Origin of the sequence: Paraburkholderia sp. RL17-337-BIB-A (assembly GCF_046025895.1) — a bacterium.
Classification (GTDB): Bacteria; Pseudomonadota; Gammaproteobacteria; order Burkholderiales; family Burkholderiaceae; genus Paraburkholderia; species Paraburkholderia fungorum_C.
This window is the reverse complement of sequence record NZ_JARESY010000002.1, coordinates 2,355,395-2,381,290: the sequence shown is the minus strand read 5'-3', so window position 1 is coordinate 2,381,290 and position 25,896 is coordinate 2,355,395. Positions and strand designations below refer to the sequence as shown.

Sequence of the window (25,896 nt, the reverse complement as noted above, 5' to 3'; positions counted from 1 at the left end):
TCTATTTCATTCCGTGCTTGAAAGCATGTGTTGCACGGCCGTGGGATCGATCGGCATCGTCACCATGCTGACCAGCACCGTAGTAAAGCGTGCCAGGAGTCGAGCTACTGTCTCTTGCGCCAGTTCTCGCGCGTCGTAGAACAATTGCAGCCGCAGACCCTCCGGATGGGGGCTCAGACAAAACACGGTCTGGTGGTTGCTGCCGGACACCGCATCCACCAGGCTGATTCGAAACGGTGGATCGCTGCCCAGATCAAGCTCAGGCATATTCTGAAACACGAACAAGCTGCCAAAGGGCGACTCGGGAACCCAGTTCTGATCGTATTGGTTCAATTCATAGAAGGCGAATTGCTGACGGTCGGGTTGGGTACGCGCGATATCATCAAGCAGGTCCGGCACACTGCGCTGACGAATCGCCGTCAAGCGCAGCACCGGGCTGGCGATAAACAAGCCAACCAAATGCGCAGCATCGACGATTTGTGTCGGCCGTTCACTCATCGTTGAGCCGATAGAAACGTCATCCTCGTTCAGACTTTCGGAAAGCACCAACATCCAGGCCAGCTGGCAAAGCTGATTCGCGGTATAGCAGTGTGTTTTGCCGAACTCATATAGCGCGTCATTGTGCTCCAGCGTCAGTGCCGAGTTCACGCATCGCATGCGGAATTGGCGACTAGTATCCACTGTTTCAGTGGCGTCCCTCGGCAAACGCTGGTTTCGCTTTGCGCCTTGCAAGTAAGGCTCCCAGAATATGCGCGCTTGCCGATGGTCAAAATCGCGTTGCAGAAAGCGCGGGAATGGCGCAAAACTGCGCATCCGTTTAACCGCAGGCACGCCTTCCTGGAGCGAAACATAAGCCGCGGTGATCTCCTTCAGCATGGTTCGAAAGGACCACCCGTCAAACAGAATGTGGTTGAAAGTAAAGATCAGCAGGTGGCGTTCGGCTTCAATGCGAGCAATGAGGATGCGAAACAAAGGGGGCCGGTCAAAGTCGAACGCCCGATTGCGCTGTTGCAAGACGGTCTGGCGTAAAGTGTCGCCCATCGCTTCTTCGTCGAGCAGACTCCAGTCCATGTTCTGAATAGGCGCCGTTACCTGTTTGCAAATGAATAGATGTGGATCCCCAGGAGAATCTCTGTCGCTGAACCCTGCCCGCAAGACGTCGTGTTGCGCTATGACGTGCGCCCAAGCCTCACTCATGCGCTGTGGCTCGAACGGTCCATCTATCCGCAGGACGGCCTGGTCTATCTGATAATCTGGATCGACGCGATTGAAATACATCAGTTCGCGCTGCACGTTGGTCGCGCGGTAGATATTCTCGATTTTATGTCTGTCCTGAAGCCGGTCCAGTTCGGCCAGGCTGACTGCCGTATCGGGAAAGTCACTGGGGCTAAACAAGCTGCGCTCCTGCGAGGATTCGCTCACGCATAGTTCAATGATTTCGTTGAGTACTTCAGTGAAATCGTCTGCCAGTTTTTGTGCAATATCAGGACGCAGGCGGCTTGTGATAGACAGTCGCAAAGATTGCTCGAAAACGCCGCCAGTGATGTTGATGAGATTGCTATCCGCGTTGCGAGCGTCCACCACGATGCCGCAACCTTCGGTAGAGATCTGCCATGGGCTGCCCGACTCGCCGGATGTGAATTGCCCGAGGTAGTTAAAGCTAATAGCCGGCAGGCAATGCGCTTTGAGTGCACCGATGTCGACATCGCCGGTGTACGCGTACTTGAGCGCACCGTAACTCATCCCTTTATCTGGAATTTCTCTCAGGGCCTCCTTAATACCGCGTATCGTGCTGATCAGCGTATCTTCGGTCGAGAGCTTGATGGGATACATACAGGTAAACCAGCCAACCGTGCGGCGGACATCCAGACTCGGATCGATCTCTTCTCGTCCATGGCCTTCGAGTGTGAGCCAGCTTTCCCGGTGACCGTGCCAGCGCTGCAGTGCGATGCTCAGCGCACTAAGAAGGAGGTCGTTAATCTCGGTATGAAATGCAGATGCGGTCTCCTTGAGCATGCGGCCGGTCTGCACCGTGTCGAGCCGGATTGGTGTGTGGTGGTAATCGTCGATAATGTCGGCACGTTGCCAATAGTTCGGCTGGTCCGCAATTTGTTGCTGCCACACGGCAACCTGGCCCGCATGCTCCGCCGCGTAGTTTTCCGTCGCGGCTACCCATTGCCGATAGCTGCTCCCCTTTTTCTCCAGAGTCCCTCCACTGCACAGCGTTTTCACATCATCCTGAATGATGCGCCAGGAAATCGCGTCCATCACCAGGTGATGGGCCGCAAAAAACAGGTGCTGCTGATCGGCTGCGGCGATGTTGTGAATCCATGCGATGCACCAGAGCGGGCCGCGTGTCAGGTCGAAACTGCTCTGCAACTCCGTCAGGCGGCTTTCCACCACTTGTTGGCCCATGGCTGCATCCAGTAACACCGCCTGCGGTGCCGGGAGATCTGGTTGATAGCTTTGCGAGGTGATTTCCGCCGCGTCGTAGTGGAAATTGGCGCGCAACATGTCATGGTGGGCATGTAGGGTCGCAACCAGGTCGTTCACATCCGAATGTCGTAGCGCCGGCACGCTCACGATAAAGGCCTGATTCCAATGATGAGGTTGCGAAAATCCTTGAGAGGCGAACCAGCTTTGTATTGGCAGGAGCGGAAACTGACCGGTAAGGGCCCCCTGTTCACTGATTTGCCTGTCAGTGGCTTGCTGGTTCTCCAGCCAGTGTGCCAAACGGGCAATCGTACGTTGTTCAAACACGGTGCGTACGGTGCAGGCAATGTCGTGTTTGCGTAGTTCCGAGGTCAACAAAATACTCAGAATGGAGTCGCCGCCGATGCGATAGAAATCATCCTCGACGTTGATCTGTGTCGCTCCGAGCACGTCACACCAGACAGCATGCAGGGTTTTTTCAAGTGCGGATCGTGGGGTCGGGCCTGAGGTAGTGTCTACTCGTGCTTCAAGTTTGAGCAAAGCCGCTCTATCCAGTTTGCCGTTCAGCGTCAGCGGCAAGGAGTCCAATGGAATAAAGTGGGCCGGTATCATGTAGTCGGGCAATTCCTGAGTCAGCCACGCGCTCAGATGTTCGACAGTCAAGGGCCTGGTCGCGACATACCAGGCCAACAGTTCGTGACGGCGTCCACTTTGTCCTTGCTGCTCGCGGGCCGTCACCACGCACTGGGTAATATCTGAATGCATCAGAAGTTTCGCTTCAATTTCCGCTAGCTCGATGCGATAGCCGCGAATCTTGACCTGGAGATCGTTCCGGCCCAGGTACTCCAGTTGACCATCCGGTAGCCATCTAACCAGATCGCCTGTCTTGTACATGCGCTCGTGTCCTTCCTGAGCAAAAGGATTGCTGACGAAACGATCCTGTGTCAGCGATGGCAAGTTCAGATAGCCGCGGGCGAGGCCGCCACCACCTATACAGAGCTCTCCGATGGCGCCGCGAGGAAGTAGACTGCCGTTCTGGTCGAGCACGTAGCAGGTGCGATGTCTCAGCGCACGACCAATCGGAATAGCTCCCGCGCCCTCGGTGCTTGTGATGTCTGTGATGGAGTAGGTGGTGGTAAGCACCGTACTTTCCGTCGGTCCATAGCCATTGAGAATGACCTCCGGTCGTAACGGCTGGCGCGCCAGTTGACGCATGATTTCCGGTGTCAGCGCTTCTCCTCCCACCAACAAGTAGCGAAAGCGGGAAAACTGAGTGGGATTTGCCAAATACATATGGTCGAACAGGCTCCGGGTGATCAGGCCAACGGTCACATGCTGCACACGCAGAAACGCTTCAAAAAGCCGGGCGTCGCTCCACAATTGCTCACGCTGCACTGACATCGCCAGTTTTGCGCCATTGAGCAAAGGCCCCCAAATCTCCATGGTTGCCGTATCGAAAGCAAGGCTTGCCATTTGCAGGAATGTATCCTGCTCGCTGATGCGTACGGTGTCGGAGTCGACGACAAGACCGATGACGCTGGATTGTTCGATCAAGACTCCTTTCGGATTACCTGTGGTGCCGGATGTGTAGATCACGTTCGCCAGATGATTTGGCGCGCGATAGATACCGGGATTTTCTTCACTGGCGTGAGCGGCGCAATCGTGATCGACGACGATCCACTCTGCGTCGGGTGCGCAATGCTGTAAGCCTGGTAAGAGGGCCGCCTGTGTCAATACAAGTCGACTGCCGGCGTCGGCCAGAATATAACGTTGGCGCTCGAAAGGCGCCTCCGGATCCATCGGCACATAGGCGGCTCCCGCTTTGATCACCGCCAGCATGGCGATGATCGTGTCCAGGCTACGTCCCATGCAGACCGCGACCAAAGTGTCTTCTTCTATTGGTAAGCCGGTCAGTTGCAGGTAGCGGTGGCGAATATGGTGAGCGAGTTGATTGACCCGCCGATTGACCGCCAGATAATCGTATTGGTGGGTTTCGCTCGCCAGCGCGATGCGCGTCGCGTGACGTTCGACCATCAACTCAAAACGTGCTGCCAAACCGTAATCAGGCACGGGCGCGGTAGGAGGATTCCATGTGTGGACGAGCTGATATCGTTCCTCTGCCGAGAGGATATCAAGCGTGTCATGCGGTTTATCGCCCGCGCCGGATAAGGCGAGCAGCAGGTTTCTGAACTGCACCTTCAAACGCGTGATATCCGCGAACGTGAAGCTGTTTGCATCGTATTCGAAGCGCAGTGTCAGGGCTTTTTCGTGGTGTCGGCCAACGATGGCCAACGGATAGTCGAGCTGGTCCGCCGATCTATTCGATTGTTCCTCCAATTGCCCAGCAGCAGGCCGCGCATTCGGGTAGTTCTCAAATGTGATCAGGCTGTGGAAGAGACGTTCCTCGCCTCGTTGCGGCGCTGCCGGAGCGTTGAGACAGTAGGTGTTCAACTCCGCGATGCGCTGCTGGACCTGCCTGAGCATCTCATCTACGGTCGCTCCTTGTGACCAGTTCAACACCAATGGCAAGGCATTGTCATAAAGCCGTACGCTGGTTTCAACGCCCTCCACGTCGAGATCTCGCCCACGGACCATTGTTCCTACCGTGGTTTGTGAGGAGCCGCTCCAGACCTGGAGTATTTTGTGCCAGCCGAACTGCGCCAGCTCGTGGAAGGTTAGTCCTCTGGCCTGGCAGAACGCTTGCAGTAATGCCGTGGTTGAGGCATCCAGCGTCAGCAATTGGGACGCGATATTGACTACCGCACGTACCCGTCGCGGATCGAAACGTTGGCTAGCCATGACGCCAATGTCAATAGCAGGGCCGACACCCTTACGTTGCTCTGTCCACCATGCATCGGCAACTCGTTTGGACCGGTGATGGCGAAGTGTGTCGGCAGCGTTAGGTGCGTCCAGCTTGCATTGTTCCCGTTCGTCAGCCAACGGTACAACGCCGATCGGTTCATCTGGCAGCGATAAGAGCTGCCGCAGAAAGAAGAGGTAATGGCTGGCACAGGCATGCATCTGATCAGCAGAAAACACATCACGCAAATAACGTAGACGAAAGATGAAGTTGTCCTCGTACTCGCAGTACTCCAGCAGGAGTGACGCGCCGCCCATATCGTCAAAGTAGCGTTGATTAGCTTTGGTTTTGCAGCCGGCAAACTGCATGGCGTAATCGCGCAAATTTGTTTGTGCAAACCCTATGTCGAAAATTTCCGTGCCGCAAGCTCGTGCAATCAGATGAGTGGGCAGTTCGGTATAGCGAGCGCCGCTGGCTGAACGTGCTTCGCGGAAGAAATTCAGGTTGCTCTCGTATAACTCGCGGAACGTGCCGGTCAACACGTGACGCATCGATAATACGGCGACGTTGATATGCGCTCCGAAGGAAAAATCACGCCCGGCTTCAATGGCAACCGGGAAGCTGATTTGGCTGGTCTCTGTGTTGCCGTAACGGGCAAGAAGCGCACCCCACGCACTGATAAACAGGTGAAAGGGTGCAACGTGGCGCAGCGGCTTATCTGGGCGACAGTTTTTTAAGTCTGTCTTGCTTAGCGAAAAAAACAAGGCATCACCATGCCGGTTCAAATGGTCCACTCCGGAAAATTGGAGTGCTGCGTCGTTGCGATTGAAATCATGATGACGATTTTTCCAGAAAGTCTCGCCACCCGATCGACACAGTTCTTCGCTGTCCCGCGCGATTTTTTCGTTGATATCGGCAATTTCCTTTGCTTCCAGCGGTCTTGAGGCGGCGGTCCTGTTGTAGCGTGCCTCGATACCGTGAAGAAATTGATTTAACGATGGGCCGTCGATAAGCAAATGGTGCACGACGATGATCAATTCATACTCGTTCTTTCCAATTTCAAACAAAGAAAATCTATAGAGCGGCCCATTTTCAACATCAAATGGCTGTCTTATGAACTGTTGTTGCGCATCGATGCCGCTGAAATAGTTCAGTCGTCCCGATCTATGGTTCTTTACCCAATAAATCTGGTCATCTTCGTCAAGAAGGTGGCTATCGAATAAAATGTGGTCGGCGATGAATCCGTCGATTGAATTTTCCAGATGTGGGATATCCAGTGGCCCGATGATTGTCTGATCTACAACAATGTTATAGGAGCAGGATTCCGGCGACATCTTGAATTCATTCCAGAAAAGCAATGAATAAGGGGAGCATTTGATTTTTTGCATGAGATTACCCGATATTTTAAATGGAGTCGACACGACGTCTGTGCATTGCGCTAGCGTCTGTCGAGGCGTCCGATCCACACTCGATCCTGGTCAAGAATGGGCAAGTCGTTCAGATAGCCAATGAGCATGTAGACGGGCTTTTGGAGTAATACCGGGATGTTTTCGACGATTCCAGGTGCGTGTTTTTCGTGAAGCAGAATTCGGCAATTTTTCCTGAATAGTGCTGCCACTCCGAGGCTCCACTTGAAATGGGATTCTGTAGTGTCGGAAATATCGATTACTTCGGCATATTCTTCAGTAATTCCGATGGTCAGATATTTATCTTCATCACGAAGGTAATGAATTTTTTTATATAAGGGATGGGTGGCGAGGTAATCGATAGTGCGTTGGTCTCGCTTGCGGCCAAGCTGATTTTTCCAGATGCTATCTGGAATATCGCGCGATTCAATTAACTTGCGTGATTCGATCGGCAGAGGTTGGCAGGTAACTTCCGTATAGCCAATAATCTGAGTTCTTGTTGTAAAATACTTGTTGAAAATTTTTTGATAGGCAAGAATTTTTCTTGCATCCGAAAAGCACATAACGAGGTCGGCTTTGCTGTTGTGGGCATGCCGAAACAGGTTGATGATTACGTTACGTGATTTACAGCACTTGTCGACGCCAAGATCGCCCAGCAAATTCACAATGATTTCACGATTGTTAATCCGGAAATCATAATGTCTGGAGTACATTATCCCAAGGCATTTATCATTTTCCTCAAAGCAAACGGCTTGATGATTAAATGGTCCGCAGGCAAGTGGATCATGGAAATTTTTCCAGTTGAAGTATTGTCTTCCTCCCAGATCCCGTTCAAAAAATCGAGTAAGCAGGTCATAGTCCGTTTCTTGCATCGTACGTCGAATAAACATGGGCGCCTCCGTTGAAAAAATCGACTTTGGAAAAATGCACCTTACCGACTGGGCCGAGGGGAAGAAGCGCGGTCACTAGTCGAAAGTTTTCGCCATCAGTCCTATGGCATCGCTGGCCGTTCAGATGACGTCCTCAGTGGAACGGGCGTGACTGTGCTCGTGCCGTTCAAGGGCGGCCAACGCGCAAGGCCTTTAGTCCCGCCGCGTCGACGTCCAGCGAAAACGCGGCGACGCCGCCTCTGCCTATGTGTATCGGACCGATAGGGTGTAGTACCAGTCCCAAGCGCCGATAGAGTCGTTGCATGCTACATGGGGCAACTCCGATAAAGCGACGGATTCCTAAGTATTTGGCATGCAAAAAAATGAAGCCGAGGAGTCTGCGCATTCTTTGTACGTTGACGGCGGCGCCGTCATGAAATGTTGTGAATCGGGACAACTCCCACGTAAACGGGTCGCTGATCAACGGGTTGAAACACAAGTCGGGGAAAATCTCGCCCAGAAGATAGGGCCGGGTAGTGGGCAGCAATCGCGCATAGCCGCAGATGCAGCGGTCCTGTGTATAAGCGATGACATTGGTGGAGTCGTCACGATCGAACTCGTCCCATTCCTCGACAGTTTCGGGACTGACGGATGGCAGTTCCCATTTGAGATGCTCGACGAACACCGCGTGCCGATACAAGCCAAGTTGCTGCCTCGCGGCAGGGCTCAGGCTCTTCATTTTGGTGGCTACGATATCTTCCATGACTCTTCTCCGTCCTTACAACAATCCGTAGGCAATCGCGTATGCCGCCGCGCTTCCCTTGGAAGGGGCGTCGAGTTTTCTCATGCAATTTTTCAAATGGAAATTCACGGTATCGACGGAAATGTCGAGGGCGTTTGAGATTCCCTTTGCTGACTTTCCGTCCGCGGTCCAACGGAGAACTTCGATTTCACGGTCGGTAAGCTTCACGTTGTTTGTGACGAGCTGTTGCCGATCTGAAATCTGGCTGATGTGCGAGATGGACAAATGGGCGAGTGCTGCGAGAAAAGGCCGCAGAGCTTTGATCTCGTCAGAACTGAGCGGATTGCAATCCCTTGCCAACGAGTAGATCCCCAACTGACCGCGCGGGTCCCAGCAGGGCTGCGAAATGCCGATGGCTAGTCCCGCCGATTTTGCTTCGTCCCATAGTTGTGCCGTGTCGGCAAAGAGCTCGTCGTTCCATATTACGGGAGTAAGGTCGACCGGTTCCAGTCTGGCAATGGGATCTATATCCAGATACTCCTTTTCCCGATATCTCAATACCCATGACTCAGGATAAGAACTTTTGATGAAGATATTTCTGGAACTGAAAGGAGTGCGCTCCACGTAACCAAATGCGCAATACAGGAATCCGAGATCCTGTGACGCACGTGACAGCGTGGAAAATGCGCAGTCAATATGCTCACAGGTTTGCAATTCGAAGAATAGATCGCTCCACCATTCGGCGAGGTGTTGGGACATCGCTGGGCTCCGCTATACAGGTTCTGTTAACAGACTTCTTTCGATTAAATTAGTGCGTATTCCAGGGGTATATCCTGGACCCGCATGCAGTAATTGTCCTTTTGTCTGTCGTTTCAGGGTTATATCGTAAATCAGAAAATGGCTCGTTTGGAGCGGAAATGCAATTTCCTACCATTTTTGGTAATGCGGCACAAGGACGCGCACTCACGAATTTCCCCGGGCTATATTGGATGTGTTAAGAAAATTCCTATTTTTTCCGTGTTTTTGATTGGGGCAATTTTAAGATTGAACGATCGCGAAGCCACTGCGTACGAGTGCGGTGACGCCCATCCAGGGGCGTGCATCGACGCGCAAGCAAACGGGATCTCGCGGCGCGCCTTGCTGAAAGCCTGAGCACTTGACTCCATGGGCGCGCGCACCGCCCCAGCTCCAGGTTAACGCCAGTTACGACACTCCCACTTAAGGGACAACGTATGTGGTCAATGTCGTGCTGAATGCGTGCCGCATTCCGGGCCGCGCTCGTGGCAAATCAACCATTGGCAGCCTGTTGATTTTCGCCAATCAGAATCACCATCTTATTCAAACGCGGAATTGGAAATTCAATTGGTAGCTGCCAATCATTGGAGTTTTGTCGAAATTTAACTCATGTGATTATTTGAGTTGTTGAATTTATTGTGGTAAATGATAGTAAATTCTGTGGAGTTATTAGAGGTTTTCTTTTTAAGACTTTCGCATCGAGGAGTTTTTTGTGATTAATATGCTTTACGATAATTTAGACTTTCAGGGTTTTTATCCGGATAAAGACTGGATAAAACTGAAAGAAAATCATTCGAATAGTGTATTTATTCATGCTCACGCCCGGACAGGTCAACCGGAGCGACGATCAGACATTCCAGTTCGCCTATCTGAAGTAGAGCGGGCAGCGAGCGTTGAATCCAGGGTCGGCGGAACACGCACGAAGTCCGGTGCGATGCATGCCGCGCCGTTCTCGCGCCCCTGAGGAGAATGCCGATGGCGCGCTTCCTTCAGCGGTGGCTCGTGCCCAAGAGCAAGGGCTTCGGCGCACTCGCGTGCCGGGACTTCAGGCTGTTCGTTTTCGGTAACAGCCTGTCGTTGATCGGCATGTGGGTGCAGCGGGTGGGAGCCGGCTGGCTTGTGTGGGAGATCAGTCATTCGAGCGTATGGCTCGGCGTGCTCGCCCTCGCCGATCTTTTCCCGACGGTGTTCATCGCACCGATTGCCGGCCTGATGGCGGATCGTTGCGACCCGCGCCGCGTCATGCTCTATTGTCAGTGGGTCGCGATGGCGATGGCCGTTTTGCAGGCCTGTCTGATTCTCGGTGACGCCAGTTCGATGGAGTGGCTGCTCGTGGTGACTCTGGTAACGGGTATCGCCAGTGCACTGTGTCAGCCTACGCGCCTCTCGTGGGCGTCGACGCTGGTGCCGCAACAACAGCTTGGCTCGGCAGTTGCGCTCACCTCACTGTGCTTCAGCCTGGCTCGCTTTGTGGGGCCGGCGGTGGCGGGCGCGCTATTGCTGAAGCTCGATCCTTCGGCGTTGTTCTTCGTCAGTGCGCTGGGCTATGCCGTCTTCATCGCCGCCATCGTGCGCATTCCGGCGAGCCCGCGTTTGCGTGAAGATATGCCGCCCTTGCATTGGCGCCGCGACGTCACGGACGGATTTCGCTACCTCGCATCGGACGCCCCGTTGCGGGCAATTTTCCTGCTTCTGATCGCGTGCGCCGTCTGCCTTCGCGGTATCCCTGACATGGCGCCGGCCATTGCGGACGCTATGGTGCAGCGGGGCGCACAGGGTTTCGCGTTGCTCGTCGCCGCAGCGGGGGCCGGTGCGCTTGCGGGTGGCATCTGGATCAGCGGCCGCGACACGACGGCGCCGCTAGCGAGATTGATCGAGCGGCACGTGTTGGCCGCCTCGCTGTGCGGACTCGGATTGGCCTTCACGCAGCATTTCCCAGTAGCGCTGGTTCTGTTCTTTGCGCTGGGTTTCTCCGTGGTCGTGACCGGCATCGGCGCGCAGACGCTAATTCACCTATCGGTTCCGCAGGCAATGCGCGGACGTGTGCTTGCGTTATACGGCGTGACCTATCGTGGCGGACCGGCGCTCAGCGCGTTGTGGCTCGGCGCGTGTGCACCGCTTTGGGGGCTGCGCGTGGCATTGGGCGCGGGCGCCGTGGTATGCATGGCGGCGTACTGCGCCACGAAGCTTCGCGCTCGTTACCGCGATCTGCCGGCGCGATAGCGGATTCCTCGGCGTCTCGTCAACCTGGCCATTTAGCCGGTTGCCGGCCGTCACGACGCAAACCGGTAATACCGACACCGGGATGATCGGGCACCTGGTTGCGGCTGCGCGCGGCGGATAGGATGAAACACCTCATCAGTCGCCCGAACCGTCCGCAGCGGGACGGTTCGCATAGTGTCCGCGCTTTTCCTCATACATCAGCAGATCAGCGCGTTGCACGCCGGCCTCGAGCCGGTCGCCGCGCTGACACGTCGCCGCGCCCATCGAAAAACTCAGCAGCGAGCCCGGATAGAACTGGTTGTTCAGATCGACCAACTGGCGGATCGCGTCGATCATCGCGGCGCCGCCGCGCTCGTCGGTGTCCGGCAGCAGGATGGCGAACTCGTCTCCGCCGATGCGCGCCGCGTGAAAAGGCGCGTCCGTCGCCTTGGCAAGGACTTCGCCGGCCCGCCGTAACAAGGCGTCGCCGGCCGCGTGGCCGAGCTGATCGTTCACGCGTTTGAGCCCGTTCAGATCGGCCATGATGATCGTAACCGGCCACGGACCCTTGCGTTCCAGCCGGTTCAGTTCATCCACATAGAACGAGCGGTTGCGCAGCTTGGTCAGCACGTCATGCTTGCCGAGGAACTCCAGGTAAGCTTCGGCCTTCTTGCGCGCCGTGATGTCGGTGAGGGCCACCAGCACCAGGTCCCAATTGCGTTCATGGCCAGGCAGTACGGAGAACTGCAGGTGCACGTGCACCTCGTTGCCCTCGAGCGAATAGTTGAGCACTTCGCGCTGCTGGAACAGCTTACCTTCCCACAGATCGATCAACTGCTCGCGGAAATGCGGCCGCATGTCGTCGCGGAAGACTTCGGACAGGCGCGCCAGCAGCATTTTTTTGTCTTTCGCCGCGAACATGGCGAGCGTGTACTGGTTCACGTCGAGTACGTGGATTTCCTGCATGCAGCGCTCGACAAACTCCGGATGCACGTCGGTGAACACCCGAAAATCGCTGATGCCGGCCGCGCGCGCTTCGTCGAGCAGACGCTTGACCGCGCTGAAATCCTCCACCCACAGCGACACTGGCGAATATTCGAACAGGCCGCGCGCATACTGTTCGGCAAGCGTCACGCGATGCCGCGCGCCTTCGAGTTCGGTAATGTCTTCGACGGAGACGAGCACGCGGTCCCAGCTGTCTTCATGGCCGGGCAGCACGGCGCCTTTGAGCAGCACGTCGAGGCGCCGCCCGCCAAGGGTGTAGTTGACCGTCTGACTCGTGAACTGGGTTTGCCCGGCCCACAATTGGCATAGTTCCTCGAGATGGGTCTTAAGCATGTCGTCGCGGAACACGGAGGCGAGATTGCTGGTGAGCGCCTCGAAATCGGCGGCTTCGAATTGCGTCAACGTCTTCTGATTGACCTTGATGACGCGAATGCTGTGCGCGCATTCGGCGACCCGGCTCGGATCCTCGGCGAAATGGGCGCGCAGATCTGTCACGCCTTGAGCCCGCCACGCGTTGAATAGCCCACGCACGCCGCTGAAGTCTTCGAGCCAGAGTGAGACAGGTGCGAGTTCGAACATTTCAGAGTCGTCCCCCAGGGGGACTTCCTTCGGGGCGTCGTTGGCGGGCGCTGAGCCGCGCGGGAGAATGTCCAGCATGAGATTCCCGTGGTCGGAGTTCGGGCTATTTTAATGCGGCTTGGGGCAGGCTCAAAACAAAGACGCTCGAGGCGCCCCGTTGTGCCGGTCCATTGAAGAAGATAACGGCGGGGTTTCGGACGGGCTCAAGCTGCACGCCAACGGTTCCGCTGCCGTCCCGCAACCGGCCAGTTCGCCCGCGACCGCTTGCCAGCGGGGCTTCGGGAGCCTTGTTACACTCACGCGTCGTGTCTCCCGTCCATCACCGCTCAAAGAAAAAACGCCCGTCATGAAGCCATCCCTGCTGGTTCTTATCCCCTTGAAAGATGCAAGCCGCGCCGCTGTCGAGAATGCTTTCGACGTCGTCCATGCCACCGATGCCAGCCAGCGGAGCGCCGCGATCGCCGCGCATGGCGAGACGATCCGTGCCGTGCTGACCAGCGGCACGGTCGGGCTGACAGCCGCTGAAATCGACCAGATGCCGCAGCTCGAGTTTGTCAGCGCGCTCGGTGCCGGCTATGAAAACCTCGCCCTCGACCACGCCCGCAAGCGCGGCATCGTACTCGTCAACGGCTCGGGCACCAATGCCGATTGCGTGGCCGATCACGCATTCGCCTTGCTGCTCGCGGTGGTGCGCGACGTGTCGCAACTCGATCAGGACACCCGCAAGGGCGCCTGGCGCGAAACGTTGCCGATGCGTCCGAACGTGTCCGGCAAGCGGCTCGGCATCATTGGGCTCGGCAATATCGGTGAGAAGGTCGCGCGGCGGGGTGCCGGATTCGACATGGAAATCGGTTATCACAACCGCAAAGCGCGCGAAGGCTCGTCGCTGCGCTATTTCGACAGCGTGGAGGGGCTCGCGCAGTGGTGCGATTTTCTGGTGGTAGCGACACCCGGCGGCGCCGGCACGCGTCATCTGATTGGCAAGGCGGTGCTGGACGCACTCGGACCGGACGGTTTCGTGGTCAACGTCTCGCGCGGCAGTGTGGTCGACACCGCTGCTTTAGCGCAAGCGCTTACCGCCGGCGCGATTGCCGGCGCGGGTCTCGACGTCTACGAGGGCGAGCCGCATCCACCTGAGGCCTTGCTGGCGCTGCGCAACGTGGTCCTGACGCCGCACGTGGGCGGCCGCTCGCCGGAGGCGATCACGGCCTCGGTCGACAATTTCCTCACGAACGCGCGACGCCATTTTGCGGGCGAACCGGTATTGACGCCGATCTGACATCTTGAAGGCAAATTGAAACCATCAGCGCAGCGGATAGTTTCTCTAATAAATCGCGATTTCCCTTGTGGGCCGGTGGCGAATAGGATGGTCGGTATCGAACCAACCGCTTCGACGCAACCGGAGCAGCGACGGAGATCCGCATGGAACACCACGCCCGCACTCAGGACGAACGGCTTGAGATCAAGACCACCACCTGCTACATGTGCGCCTGCCGCTGCGGCATTCGCGTGCATTTGCGCGAAGGCGAGGTGCGCTATATCGACGGCAATCCGGAGCATCCGCTCAACCAGGGGGTGATCTGCGCCAAGGGTGCCTCGGGCATCATGAAGCAATATTCGCCCGCGCGCCTGACCCAGCCGTTGATGCGCAAGGCGGGTGCGGAGCGGGGCAGTGCGCAGTTCGAACCGGTGTCGTGGGAGGTCGCGTTCGACGTGCTCGAAAAGCGTCTCGCCACGATTCGCGCCACTGATCCCAGGAAGTTCGCGTTGTTTACCGGCCGCGACCAGATGCAGGCGCTCACCGGCCTCTTCGCCAAACAGTTCGGCACGCCTAATTACGCGGCGCACGGCGGTTTCTGCTCGGCCAACATGGCGGCCGGCATGATCTATACGATCGGCGGCTCATTCTGGGAATTCGGCGGCCCCGATCTCGACAACGCCAAACTTTTCTTCATGATCGGCACGGCGGAAGATCATCATTCGAATCCGCTCAAGATTGCTATTTCGAAGTTCAAGCGCGCGGGTGGACGCTTCATCGCGATCAATCCGATCCGCACCGGCTACGCGGCGATTGCCGACGAATGGGTGCCGATCAAACCCGGCACCGACGGCGCGCTGTTCATGGCGTTTCTGCACGAACTGATCGCGGCCAACGCCTGGGATCACGAGTTCGTGCAGCGTTATACGAACGCGGCGGAACTCGTCGATCTCGACGCGGGCAGCGAGAACTTCGGCCTGTTCGTGCGTGACCCCAACCAGCCTGCCGGCAATCCGCTGTTTCCGCAGAATCATCTCTGGTGGGATGCCGAAGCCGCGCGCGCCGTGCCGCATCATTCACCCGGCGTGACGCCTGCTATTGACGGACGCTATACGCTCGACGACGGCACGCCAGTCACGCCGTCATTCGCCCTGCTGCGCGAACGCGTGGCCGACTGCACGCCCGAATGGGCTGCCGGCATCACCGGCATCGCGGCGGACACGATTCGCCGCCTCGCGGGCGAAATGATCCAGACCAGCCGCGACCACCGGATCACGCTGCCAATCCGCTGGACCGACGCGTGGGGCGAGACCCACGAGAGCGTCACCGGCAACCCGCTCGCCTTTCACGCCATGCGCGGGCTGGCCGCGCATTCCAACGGCTTCCAGTCGATCCGCGCGCTGGCGGTGCTGATGTCGCTGCTGGGCACGATCGACCGCCCCGGCGGCTTTCGTCATAAGTCACCGTTTCCGCGCGCGGTGCCGCCCTCGGCCAAACCGCCGAACAGCCCCGCCGCCGTCAAGCCGAACACGCCGCTGGCAAGCGGCCCGCTCGGCTGGCCCGCCGCGCCCGAAGATCTGTTCATCGACGAACACGGTGGCCCGGTTCGCATCGACAAGGCCTTCTCCTGGGAATATCCGCTCGCCGTGCATGGCGTGATGCATAGCGTGATCACCAACGCGTGGCGCGGCGATCCGTATCCCATCGACACATTGCTGATCTTCATGGCCAACATGGCGTGGAATTCGTCGATGAACACGATGAAGGTGCGCGAGATGCTTGCCGACAAGCACGCGAACGGCGAGTACAAGATTCCGTTTCTGGTGGTGTGCGACGCGTTCCAGTCGGAGATGACGGCGTTCGCCGATCTGATCCTGCCGGACACGACCTATCTCGAGCGGCACGACGCGATGTCGATGCTCGACCGGCCGATCTCCGAATTCGACGGTCCGGTGGATTCCGTGCGCGTGCCCGTCGTGCCGCCGACGGGCGAGTGCAAGCCGTTCCAGGAAGTGCTGATCGAACTCGCTTCACGGCTGAAGTTTCCCGCCTTCACCACCGCCGAAGGCACGCGGCGTTTTCGCGACTATCCCGACTTCATCGTCAATCACACCACGACGCCTGATTCGGGCGTCGGCTTTCTGATCGGCTGGCGCGGCAAGGACGGCGACAAGGCGCTGGTGGGCGAGCCGAATCCGCAGCAGTGGGAACAGTACGCAAAGAACAACTGCGTGTTCCATTACCGGTTGCCCGAGGCGATGCAATACATGCGCAACTGCAACGGGCCGTATCTCGACTGGGCGGTGGAAAAGGGCTTCCGTAAATTCAACGAGCCGATTCTGATCCAGTTGTACTCCGACGTCATGCAGAAGTTCAGACTCGCCGCGCAAGGCCGGACGAAGGGCAGGCAGCCGCCCGAGCATCTGCGGGCACGGGTCGAAAAGTATTTCGATCCGCTGCCGTTCTGGTATGCGCCGCTCGAAAGCGATTCCACCGATCTCGCGCGCTTCCCGCTCGCCGCCGTGACGCAGCGGCCCATGGCGATGTACCACTCGTGGGATTCGCAGAATGCATGGCTGCGGCAGATTCATGGCGAGAACTATCTCTACATGAATCCGCTGATGGCGGCCGAAAACGGTATTACCGACGGCAGCTGGATCTATGCCGAATCGCAATGGGGCCGGGTGCGCTGCATGGCGCGCTTTAGCGAGACCGTGGAGCCGGGAACGGTATGGACCTGGAACGCGATCGGCAAGGCCTCGGGTGCGTGGAATCTCGGCGCGGGCGCGAACGAATCGCAGCGCGGCTTCCTGCTCAATCACCTCATCACCGACGAGTTGCCCGGTCGTGACGAAGCGGCCGCACGCCTCTCGAATTCGGACCCGGTGACAGGCCAGGCCGCGTGGTACGACGTGCGGGTGCGGATCTATCCGGCGGAAGCGGACGCGCGGCATACGCTGCCGCAGTTCGACGCGATGCCGGCGTTGCCGGGATCAAATGGGGTGATATCGCGGGTCGTGCAGACCTATTTCGCGGGACGCGGCGAATTCGCGGCGCGGCTGCGTGGTGCGGTGGGGCGTAAATAGCACACGGATGGCACGTGAGCAGTGAGCCGGCGGCAGCGCGCGAGCGGCGCGCGCGTAGCGGGCGAGTAGCGAACAGGTGGCGCACGAGCGGCAGATAAGTGGCGCACCAGTTACGCATGGGAAAAGGAGCGATTGATGACTCAGATGGCATTGGTGATCGACCTGAACGTATGCGTGGGATGCCAGGCTTGCGTGACGAGCTGCAAGGAGTGGAACACGTCGGGCGAGTCGGGCAGTCTCGCCGATCTGAACCCGTACGACGCCGATCCGTCCGGCACGTTCTTCAATCGTGTGCAAAGCTTCGAAGCCGGCAGCTACCCGAACGCCGAGACGATCCACTTCCCGAAGTCATGCCTGCACTGCGAGGACCCGCCGTGTGTGCCGGTTTGCCCGACCGGCGCGAGCTACAAGCGCAAGGAAGACGGCCTCGTGCTGGTCGACTTCGACAAATGCATCGGCTGCAAATACTGTGCATGGGCGTGCCCATACGGCGCGCGCGAACTCGACGAGTCGCGTAAGGAGATGACCAAATGCACGCTCTGCGTCGATCGTATCCACGACGAAAATCTCTCCGAGCGCGATCGCCAACCGGCATGCGTGCTCGCCTGCCCGACCTCCGCGCGGCTGTTTGGCGATATCCACGATCCCGAGTCGGTGGTGTCGAAGGCGATCGAGGAACGCGGCGGTTATCAGTTGATGCCTGAGTGGAACACGCGTCCGGCGAACCACTATTTGCCGCGCGCGACGACGTTGGCATCCGGTTGCGGCAGCGGTGCGTGCTCGTGCAAAGACGCGGGTACGGCGCAGGAGACGCCTGAATCGCTCGATGCGCAGCTTGAGCGGGGCAAGCTGCATCTTGCGTCGATGGCGACGCGCATCTGAGGCATCCAAGGCTTCCAAGGCTTCCAAGGCTTCCACGGCTTCCACGGCTTCCACGGCTTCTAAGGCTTCTAAGGCTTCTAAGGCTTCTAAGGCATCCAAGGCTTCTAAGGCATCTAAAGGACTTCACGATGAATCCGGCTTTTTCGGTGGTTTTTCTCACTACGTTGAGCGGCGCGGCACAGGGTCTGTTGATCGCACTCGTCGGCGTGGAGACGGCGGCGCATCTCGGGCTCGTCATGGCACCCGCGGACGCGTTCTATGTCACCGGCGCGGCCTTGACGCTCGTGCTCGGCGGGCTCGGACTGATTGCCTCGTTCTTCCATCTCGGGCATCCAGAGCGCGCATGGCGAGCAATCGCGATGTGGCGAACCTCGTGGCTGTCGCGCGAATGTCTGTGCCTGCCTGCATTTCTCGCCTGTGCGTTTTTCTACGCTGTTGCACACTGGTTCGGCTCGTCGTGGTCATTGGCAATTGGTTGGCTCGGCGTGCTGGCGAGTGCCGTGCTGTTCGTCTGCACGGCGATGATCTATGCATGCCTGCGTTTTCTGCAGGAATGGGCCACGCCGCTCACACTGGTCAATTTCGTGCTGCTAGGCTGCGCGTCCGGGTTCACGCTGGCGACGGCGCTGAGCGCATGGTTCGCACCGGGACTGACAGCGGGCCTGGCGATCTGCGCTTGCGTGCTGACGCTTGCCGGTTGCGCGAGCCGCACGGCATCGCTGGTGCGCAATGCGCGATTGCGGCCGAAGTCGACCGTGCAGAGCGCGACCGGCATCAAGAACCCGAAGCTCGTGCAGGTCTCGCGCGGCTTTACTGCCGGCGCGTTCAACCTGCGCGAGTTCTTTCACGGTAAATCGGCGGGAACGCTGCGCGGCGTCAAGTGGGGATTTCTGGCGGCGGCGTTTGTTGTGCCTATTGCGTTGATCGCGCTAGGCGCGGGATTGCATTCGGTCGGCGTGTCACTGACTTTGCTGGCTGCCGCGTGTCTCGTGCAGTACGCGGGTCTCGTTGCGGAGCGGTGGTTCTTCTTCGCCGAGGCGAAGCACCCGCAGAATCTGTATTACGCGCGAGTGGGATGATGCATGCATGGGCGCGACCGCCTGATTGAAGGCTGACGGCTTACTTCCGGCCGACACTGAAGTCAGATCCTCGAAGTATCTGAATAGCCTGATCGAGCAAGACCATCGAAACATCAGGTCCCGGACGGAGGTCATGCTTGGCCTCGAGCGGTTTAAGAGCGCCGCCACCACGATTTCAGGCATCGAGTTGATGCATCGCATTCGCAAGGGGCTGTTCAATCTCTCGATGCTCGACCTCAAAAACACCACTATGCCGACCGTTTGGAATGCGCTCCTTTCGGTTCCATAAGTCATCCTATCAAAATAAAACTTCTTCGGCTACGTCCGCTATTTCCGCCAGAGCCTTCCTGCACGGCCTCTTGCAGCCGAGCATGGATCTGGTCTTCGTGTAAGCCTTGTCTGGTGCGACGGCGGGTTCAGTCAAGGTCGCTCCTAACAAAATCAAACGACAGCCTTACCTATTGCATACAATTTTATGACTCTTTGTCTACTTATTTGCTTGCAGTCTATCGGCAAGGCATCGAGAAGGCATCTGCAAGCTTGCGCCCCTTACTCTCGCACGGCGCGCCGCGCTGGTGCTGCATTGCACTGTCGGTGGGATTCTCGAAAAGCCCCGGCGCATTCCTGGATTAACGCAAACACGCCGGCCCAACGCCGTCAAAACCCCGTCTTCATTACGAACCAAGACGACTAACTTTGCATACAATTATTAGAAGTAATGTTGGCATGATGATTGCGTTATGGATTCAACTTTCTTTTCGACTTTCCTGACGCCCGCACATGAAACAACGCCTTCCTCTGAAAGATTTACGCCGCGCTTCGGCGTTGGACGAGGGGAGGAAGACTCCCATGACGCGGTTTGATGATTAACGCCGGTTGAAAGCATCAGTTGGAATGCGGTCCTCCCGGATCAATCACCCGTCTTATCAAAATTAACATCCTCGGCTATTTCCCCTAATTGCACCCAAGTGGTTGGCGATAGGACATTCACCACGTAGTAGAAGGAACGTCATGAAATTGCAGCGAACAAAACGTCGATGGCTATTTATCCCCGCGCTGCTGCTCGCCAGCGCAGCCCATGCGCAGAGCAGCGTCACGCTCTATGGGTTGATCGACGAGGGCCTTAACTTCACCAGTAACGCGCAGGGCCACAGCGCTTATCAAATGAAGAGCGGCGACTTTTACGGCAGTCGCTGGGGCGTGAAAGGCAGCGAAGATCTCGGTGATGGCTATCGGGCGATTTTCCAGTTGGAGAATGGGTTCAATGCCAGCAATGGGGCGCTTGGTCAAGATTCACGCGAATTCGGCCGCCAGGCATTTGTCGGCATCTCTTCCGACCGCTACGGCACATTGACGCTCGGCCGCCAATACGATCCGACCTCGGACGGGAACAGCTTCGGCGCCCTTACGGCTGCTGGTAACTGGGGCGGGGATCTCGCGGCGCACCCGTTCGACAACGACAACGCGGATTGGGACTTCCGCCCGAACAATGCCGTCAAGTACGTGAGTCCGACTTACCGGGGGCTCACCGCCGAGGGCATGTATGCGTTCAGCAACCAGGCCGGCGGGTTCTCCAACAACAGCCTCTATGGTGGCAGCCTCAACTATCAGAATGGGGGGCTGACGGCGGCGGCATCGTATATGAAGATGAATCACCCCGGAGCGAACACATCCGGCGCTGTGGTCGGCGATACCTTGTTCACGGCTTCTTCGGAACAGAACTACGGCGTCGGGGTCTCGTATAAGTTTTCGAAGACGCTGCTGGCGTTCGTATACTCGCATGTCGACGTGTACGACCCCACGGCTAATTCCTACTTCACGTCGAATACGGGCCCAGCCGGCGGTTCGTGGAACTCGTGGAAATTCGACAACTTCGAAATTAACGACCAGTACTTCTTCCGGCCGGACTTTTGGTTAGGTACCGCCTATACCTTTACGGACGCGCGCCTGGCATCGAGCGTCGGGTCATTCAATCCCAAATGGCATCAGGTCACTTTGACACTCGACTACGACTTGTCCAAACAGACATCCGTTTATGTGCAAGGTGCATACCAGCACGTCGTCAGCGCACATACGGGCACGGACTTTGACTTTGCGTCGAACGTGGCAGACGCGGGTATGTCGTCCAGTGAAAACCAGATGGTTTATCGCGTCGCGCTAATGCACCGCTTCTGACGGCCGGCGCCGCGCTGCGTCGCGCGGCGCAGGTCCGCCATGCTGGCTCGCCGGGAGAAACAATAATCATGGCGTCCTCAAGTCCGACCGATGCCGTATCGGACTTGAGGGCAGCGCGTTGCCTTATCGAAGGGATCGGGCTGCAACCTTCTGCTGCACGACGACGCGATCCCAGGCGCTGATCGACAGCAATCCGAACGCATCGGATGAACTTCTTCAGGAGCGGTTCGATTCGGTCAGGACGATAGCTTCGCCGGGTGAGGTTGCCAGTTGGCCTGCAGTGCCTGGGCGCGCGCGTAGACCTTCTCCATCTCCGCCCGCAGCGGCGCGACCGATTCGTCCGCGAGGTCAAACTCCGCTCCAAGTGACTCGTAAGCGGCATTGATCTCGCGTAGCAGCGCACCTTCATCGACGCGCGTGAGCTGTCCGTTCCGCATGACTGCCTCGCCCGCCACAAACACGCTGTCGATCGCGGCGCCGCGCTCGGCGTACACCAGTTGCCGTACTGGATCGGCTAACGGCGTGAAGCTGATCGCATCGGTCCGGTAGGCGACCAGGTCGGCGCGATAACCCGGCTCGATTGCGCCGAGCTGGCCGCCTAGTCCGAGCGCCGTCGCGCCGCCAATCGTCCCCGCATGCAGCGCCTCGGCCGCGGACAACCATCGCGAATAGTCGTCGCCGCGTATTTTCGACACGGCCGCGGCGCTGCCCATCACGTTGAGCATGTTGACGGTGACCGTCGACGCACAGCCGTCGGAGCCGAGACTCACGTTGACCCCTGCGTCGAGCAGCGCCCGCACCGGTTGCACACCGGAGCCGAGCATCAGATTGCTCCACGGATTGTGTTGCGCGCTCGCGCCAGATTGAGCAAGGCACGCGATCTCCGCGTCCGACAACCAGACCGCGTGGATGAGCGAGGTTCCCGGCCGCAGAAATCCCAGCTCGGCGAGGCGCATCACCATGGACTTGCCATAGAAAGCTTGCGCCGTCACCACCTGCAAGCGTGTTTCCTGAACATGGATGATGACCGGCAGATCATGCGTGTCGGCGAAGTCACGGCAACGTGCGAGAAATTCCGGCGTGCAGCGCTGCGGCGCCGAAGGCGCGATCAACATGCCCACCCGGTCATGCTGGGGATGGTGATGCGCCAACTCGCTTTCCAGCAGTGCGAAGAACGCATCGGGCGAAGGTCGCGGCTGCGCACGCAGCTGCGCGAGCAGGCCGGGGGGGAAAATGCTGTCGACTTCCGGGAAGTTATCGACGATCGCGCGATCCATCATCGAAAATCCGACCAGCGCGCGAATGCCCGCGTCCTCGTAGGCCTGGAAGATGGCTTCGACCGCGGCGGGGTCGATGATCTGACCGAGGCTCACGTCGTCCACGAGTGTGGTGGTGCCGCTGCGCAGCGATTCGAGCGCGCCGATCAGCGTGCGCAGATAGACCTGGCGCGGCGTCAGCTTGACCGGGCGCGGCGCGCGCACGTAATGCATCCACAATTCGAGTGGCAGGTTTTCGAGCCGTCCCTTGTGAAAATGCTCATGCGAATGTTGATGGCCATTGACGAGCCCTGGCACCAGCAGGCAGTCGTCGAGCGGTATGCGTTCGCCGTCGGTCGCGCTGCCGCCCGGCACGATGGCGGCGATGCGTTCGCCTTCAATCACGACGTCGACGCGCCGCGGCTCGTAATGCTGTTCGGTGCCGTGTAATGCTCTGACGTTGGAGAGTATCTTGCGCACGGTTTCTATCAGATAGAAGGAAGGGTGGACTGCGGCGGCTAGCGAAACTGCCGCGACAAGCCGGCGAGCCGCTCCATCAGCAACATGGAAATCAAGGTGGCGACAATCAGCACGCCCGAGGCCGCGGCCGCCCGGACGTCGAGGCTGTCCTCGATGATGTGCCACAGGTGGATGGGCAGCACTTCGGATCGCGCGTCCGACAGGAACAGCGACAGCGCGACGTTATCGAACGAATTCATGAACGCAATGAACGCTCCCGACGCAATGCCCGGTACCAGCGCCGGCAGTACGACGCGGCGGAACGTGAACCAGCCGCCCGCGCCGAGGCAGGTCGAGCTGTCGAGCAGCGCCGGATCGAGCTGCGCATAACTGGCCGAGGTCGTGTACAGCACATACGGTGCGCACAGCGCGATATGTCCGGCGAGCAGACTGTAGAACGAGAGCCCGGCGCTTTCGAGATTGAACAGGATCAGGATACCGAGCCCCAGCGCGAGCGACGGAATGGTCAGCGGTGCCATGAAAAACGAATCGAGCAGCCGCGCGGCGAACGTGCGGCGGCGCGCGAGCGTCACCGCCGCGGCGACCGCCAGCACGGTCGCGCAGACGGTCGCCGCGGCGGCCAGCTTCAGGCTCAACAGCAGGTCGTCGATAATCTCCGGCGAATCGAAGATCAGCGCTTCATACCAGCGCAATGACAGTCCCGGCGGCGGAAACTTCAGCGAGTAGCCCGAGGTGAGCGACGTCACCAGTACGATCAACGTGGGCCCGATCAGCATCAACAGACCGATGCCACCCAATATTCCCATCACTGCATTGAACGACAGGCGGCCCGGTTGGGAGCGGCGCGCCGGCATGACCCCCGGCGCGGCAAGCGTGGATTTAGCCATGGACGAACCCTCTGGTCTTGCGGCCGAAATAGTTGAGCAAGGTCACGACGAGCAGCACGCTCACCAGCAGGATCACTGCAAGCGCCGCTGCAAACGGATAGTTCTGCGTCTGGATGGCCTGTTCGTAGATGTAGAACGGCATGTACATCAGCTGGCCGCCGCCCACCAGGGTTTGAACCACGAACGCGCTGACCGCGCCGGTAAACACCAGCAAAGTACCGCTGAGCAAACCCGGCATGGCAAGCGGCACGGTGATCGTCCTCCACGTGCGCCAGCTGCTTGCCCCCAGCGCGTGCGACGCCTCGGGCAAGCGCGTGTCGAGCGAGGTGAGGGTGGTGACGAGCGGCAACACCATCAACGGCAGCTCGATCTGCGCAAGCGAGAGAATCACCGCCAGCGGCGTGTACAGGAGCTTGATCGGCGGGCCCGTGTGTCCGAGCGCCATCAGCAGCGTGTTGACGAGCCCTTCATTGCCGAGAATCACGACCCACGCAAACGTGCGCACCACCGAACTGGTCAGAAGCGGCAGCAGAATCAGCACGATCAGCATGCGCCGCCAGCGCGGCGGGCTCACCACATACAGATGCGCGACCGGATAACCGAGCACGATCGTCACCAGCGTGGTCGCCACGCCAAGCCAGAGCGTTTGCCAGAGGATGCCGCGGTTATAACTGTCGCCAAAGAACACCAGGTATTGGCGAATGCCGAAATGCGTCATGGCTGTGTCGTTGTGCAGGCTGATCAGCGCGACGAGCAGGAGCGGCACGCCCACAAACGCGATGAAGAACAGGCCCAGCGGCAACACTAGCAGCCAGTCGCGCGACATCCGGTGATTCGCGTTCATGATGCGTCAGACCTTGACCAGACGGTTGAAACGGTCGATATATTCCGCGCGGCGCGGATTGATACGTGCCCAATCAACCTGCACGAACGACGTCATGTCATTGGCGTTGTGAGCGATCGCGGCGAGCGCTGCACCGAACGGCACTTTGGTGTTGGTCGGCGCAACGTAGTAGGGCGCGCTCGTCATCTGTTGCTGCACTTCGACACTCAATGCGGTGTTGATATACGCCGCGGCGAGATCCGCCACCCGGGTGTTCTTCACGATGTTCATCGTGCTGCGCACGATGCCCCAGTTGCTATCGGGGCGCGTGAGCGCAACCGGCACGCCCTTGGCCTTGAGCGATTCCACGTTGTTGATGTAGTGGCACGCAATATCCACCTGACCTTGCTGGAACAGCGTGCCGAGCGCGCCTGGATTGGCGGCCACCGCGCCGACGTTCGGCATCAGACGCTTGATGTAATCGAACGCCGGGTCCATGTGATCTTCGTCGCCGCCCAGCATCTTGGCGAGCGCCACCATCCATACGGTGCCTAGCGTGGAATCGAGACTCACGAGGCCGACGCGGCCCTTGAATTCCGGCTTGAGCAGATCGTTCCAGGATTTCGGCGTGGTCTTCACACGCTCCGTGTTGTACGCAATGCCGTAGACCTGCGCGGACACATAGGCGCCCAGACCTTTCGGGTCGATGAAGTGCGCGGGCAGATTGGCCAGGTTCGGCACCCGGGCCGCGGGAATGGGTTCGAACACGCCTTGCGCGATGCCCTCCAGGTAGGGACCCTCGTCCATCATGACCACGTCGAACGGCGGGTTGTTGCGCGCGGCTACCAGCTTGGTCAGCGTGTCGACCGCTTGCGAGGCGGTGAGCACGGCGCTCACGCCCGCGGCCTTGCGAAACGCGGGCAGCAGGAGCTTGCGTTGCGATTCTTCCCACGCACCGGGAAACGTGGTGGCGGCGAGGGATTCGGACGCAGCCATGGCAAGCGGGCTGCCAAGCGAGAGGCCGACGGCTCCCGCTGCGCCCATCAGTTGCAGGAGCTTGCGGCGTTGGTGATCGATCAGCGACATAGGACCTCTGGATGGGTAATTGAACAGGATGAACCGGCGATGCTGAAGCGGGC

General features: G+C 58.6%; 16 protein-coding genes and 1 pseudogene. 8 read left to right on the top strand and 9 right to left on the bottom strand.

Annotation, left to right across the window (positions count from 1 at the left end; genetic code table 11):
* Positions 1-6: 6 nt before the first annotated feature.
* From P0D84_RS31300 to P0D84_RS31285, 4 genes are all read right to left on the bottom strand, one after another.
* Positions 7-6,621 (bottom strand): non-ribosomal peptide synthetase, encoded by a 6,615-nt coding sequence (locus tag P0D84_RS31300; RefSeq protein WP_408343038.1) that lies wholly within the window; start codon positions 6,619-6,621, stop codon positions 7-9.
* A 50-nt stretch (positions 6,622-6,671) separates the two neighbouring features.
* Positions 6,672-7,529 (bottom strand): hypothetical protein, encoded by an 858-nt coding sequence (locus P0D84_RS31295; RefSeq protein ID WP_408343036.1) that lies wholly within the window; start codon positions 7,527-7,529, stop codon positions 6,672-6,674.
* Positions 7,530-7,695: 166 nt separating this feature from the next.
* Positions 7,696-8,271: an acyl-homoserine-lactone synthase gene (locus tag P0D84_RS31290; RefSeq protein ID WP_408343034.1), complete on the bottom strand. Its 576-nt coding sequence runs from the start codon at positions 8,269-8,271 to the stop codon at positions 7,696-7,698.
* Between the two features lie 15 nt (positions 8,272-8,286).
* On the bottom strand, positions 8,287-9,009 hold the full coding sequence (locus P0D84_RS31285) for an autoinducer binding domain-containing protein (protein ID WP_408343032.1): 723 nt from the start codon (positions 9,007-9,009) through the stop codon (positions 8,287-8,289).
* A gap of 748 nt (positions 9,010-9,757) precedes the next feature.
* On the opposite strand from P0D84_RS31285, the gene P0D84_RS31280 reads away from it, so the two are divergent.
* The gene (locus P0D84_RS31280) at positions 9,758-10,009 is read left to right on the top strand and encodes a hypothetical protein (RefSeq protein WP_408343030.1); all 252 of its coding nucleotides are present in this window, start codon (positions 9,758-9,760) and stop codon (positions 10,007-10,009) included.
* Positions 10,010-10,020: 11 nt separating this feature from the next.
* A complete protein-coding gene (locus tag P0D84_RS31275; protein ID WP_408343028.1) occupies positions 10,021-11,268 on the top strand; it encodes an MFS transporter in 1,248 nt (415 codons plus the stop codon).
* Between the two features lie 135 nt (positions 11,269-11,403).
* Here P0D84_RS31275 and P0D84_RS31270 read toward each other — a convergent pair whose 3' ends face one another.
* Positions 11,404-12,909: a sensor domain-containing diguanylate cyclase gene (locus P0D84_RS31270; RefSeq protein WP_408343026.1), complete on the bottom strand. Its 1,506-nt coding sequence runs from the start codon at positions 12,907-12,909 to the stop codon at positions 11,404-11,406.
* Between the two features lie 268 nt (positions 12,910-13,177).
* Between P0D84_RS31270 and P0D84_RS31265 the strand changes: the two genes are divergently transcribed.
* From P0D84_RS31265 to P0D84_RS31240, 6 genes and pseudogenes are all read left to right on the top strand, one after another.
* Complete coding sequence (locus tag P0D84_RS31265; RefSeq protein ID WP_408343024.1) at positions 13,178-14,110, top strand: 2-hydroxyacid dehydrogenase; 933 nt, start codon at positions 13,178-13,180, stop codon at positions 14,108-14,110.
* 143 nt (positions 14,111-14,253) lie between these two features.
* Positions 14,254-17,175 carry a molybdopterin-dependent oxidoreductase gene (locus P0D84_RS31260; RefSeq protein ID WP_408343022.1) on the top strand — a complete coding sequence of 974 codons (2,922 nt, stop codon included), beginning with the start codon at positions 14,254-14,256 and terminating at the stop codon, positions 17,173-17,175.
* A gap of 135 nt (positions 17,176-17,310) precedes the next feature.
* The gene (locus P0D84_RS31255; protein WP_408343020.1) at positions 17,311-18,057 is read left to right on the top strand and encodes a 4Fe-4S dicluster domain-containing protein; all 747 of its coding nucleotides are present in this window, start codon (positions 17,311-17,313) and stop codon (positions 18,055-18,057) included.
* A gap of 128 nt (positions 18,058-18,185) precedes the next feature.
* Entirely contained in the window at positions 18,186-19,136 is a 951-nt protein-coding gene (locus P0D84_RS31250; RefSeq protein WP_408343018.1) for a dimethyl sulfoxide reductase anchor subunit family protein, read from the top strand.
* Between the two features lie 67 nt (positions 19,137-19,203).
* Positions 19,204-19,425 (top strand): annotated as a pseudogene (locus P0D84_RS31245) (DDE-type integrase/transposase/recombinase); the annotation flags it as partial.
* Between the two features lie 722 nt (positions 19,426-20,147).
* On the top strand, positions 20,148-21,311 hold the full coding sequence (locus P0D84_RS31240; RefSeq protein WP_408343016.1) for a porin: 1,164 nt from the start codon (positions 20,148-20,150) through the stop codon (positions 21,309-21,311).
* Between the two features lie 236 nt (positions 21,312-21,547).
* On the opposite strand, the gene P0D84_RS31235 is transcribed toward P0D84_RS31240, so the two are convergent.
* Genes P0D84_RS31235 through P0D84_RS31220 form a run of 4 tightly spaced genes read right to left on the bottom strand, consistent with a single transcriptional unit; the run spans position 21,548 to position 25,843 of the window.
* Positions 21,548-23,047: an amidohydrolase family protein gene (locus P0D84_RS31235; protein ID WP_408343014.1), complete on the bottom strand. Its 1,500-nt coding sequence runs from the start codon at positions 23,045-23,047 to the stop codon at positions 21,548-21,550.
* A gap of 38 nt (positions 23,048-23,085) precedes the next feature.
* The gene (locus P0D84_RS31230; protein WP_408343012.1) at positions 23,086-23,934 is read right to left on the bottom strand and encodes an ABC transporter permease; all 849 of its coding nucleotides are present in this window, start codon (positions 23,932-23,934) and stop codon (positions 23,086-23,088) included.
* Positions 23,927-24,778 carry an ABC transporter permease gene (locus P0D84_RS31225; protein WP_408343010.1) on the bottom strand — a complete coding sequence of 284 codons (852 nt, stop codon included), beginning with the start codon at positions 24,776-24,778 and terminating at the stop codon, positions 23,927-23,929. The genes P0D84_RS31230 and P0D84_RS31225 overlap by 8 nt, the downstream gene beginning before the upstream one ends.
* 6 nt (positions 24,779-24,784) lie before the next feature.
* The gene (locus P0D84_RS31220) at positions 24,785-25,843 is read right to left on the bottom strand and encodes an ABC transporter substrate-binding protein (protein WP_408343008.1); all 1,059 of its coding nucleotides are present in this window, start codon (positions 25,841-25,843) and stop codon (positions 24,785-24,787) included.
* Between the last annotated feature and the right edge of the window lie 53 nt (positions 25,844-25,896).

Coding starts and splice junctions, on each gene's coding strand:
- P0D84_RS31300 (WP_408343038.1), bottom strand. CDS start 6,621: ATGCAAAAAATCAAATGCTCCCCTTATTCATTGCTTTTCTGGAATGAA.
- P0D84_RS31295 (WP_408343036.1), bottom strand. CDS start 7,529: ATGTTTATTCGACGTACGATGCAAGAAACGGACTATGACCTGCTTACT.
- P0D84_RS31290 (WP_408343034.1), bottom strand. CDS start 8,271: ATGGAAGATATCGTAGCCACCAAAATGAAGAGCCTGAGCCCTGCCGCG.
- P0D84_RS31285 (WP_408343032.1), bottom strand. CDS start 9,009: ATGTCCCAACACCTCGCCGAATGGTGGAGCGATCTATTCTTCGAATTG.
- P0D84_RS31275 (WP_408343028.1), top strand. CDS start 10,021: ATGGCGCGCTTCCTTCAGCGGTGGCTCGTGCCCAAGAGCAAGGGCTTC.
- P0D84_RS31270 (WP_408343026.1), bottom strand. CDS start 12,909: ATGCTGGACATTCTCCCGCGCGGCTCAGCGCCCGCCAACGACGCCCCG.
- P0D84_RS31265 (WP_408343024.1), top strand. CDS start 13,178: ATGAAGCCATCCCTGCTGGTTCTTATCCCCTTGAAAGATGCAAGCCGC.
- P0D84_RS31260 (WP_408343022.1), top strand. CDS start 14,254: ATGGAACACCACGCCCGCACTCAGGACGAACGGCTTGAGATCAAGACC.
- P0D84_RS31255 (WP_408343020.1), top strand. CDS start 17,311: ATGACTCAGATGGCATTGGTGATCGACCTGAACGTATGCGTGGGATGC.
- P0D84_RS31250 (WP_408343018.1), top strand. CDS start 18,186: ATGAATCCGGCTTTTTCGGTGGTTTTTCTCACTACGTTGAGCGGCGCG.
- P0D84_RS31240 (WP_408343016.1), top strand. CDS start 20,148: ATGAAATTGCAGCGAACAAAACGTCGATGGCTATTTATCCCCGCGCTG.
- P0D84_RS31230 (WP_408343012.1), bottom strand. CDS start 23,934: ATGGCTAAATCCACGCTTGCCGCGCCGGGGGTCATGCCGGCGCGCCGC.
- P0D84_RS31225 (WP_408343010.1), bottom strand. CDS start 24,778: ATGAACGCGAATCACCGGATGTCGCGCGACTGGCTGCTAGTGTTGCCG.
- P0D84_RS31220 (WP_408343008.1), bottom strand. CDS start 25,843: ATGTCGCTGATCGATCACCAACGCCGCAAGCTCCTGCAACTGATGGGC.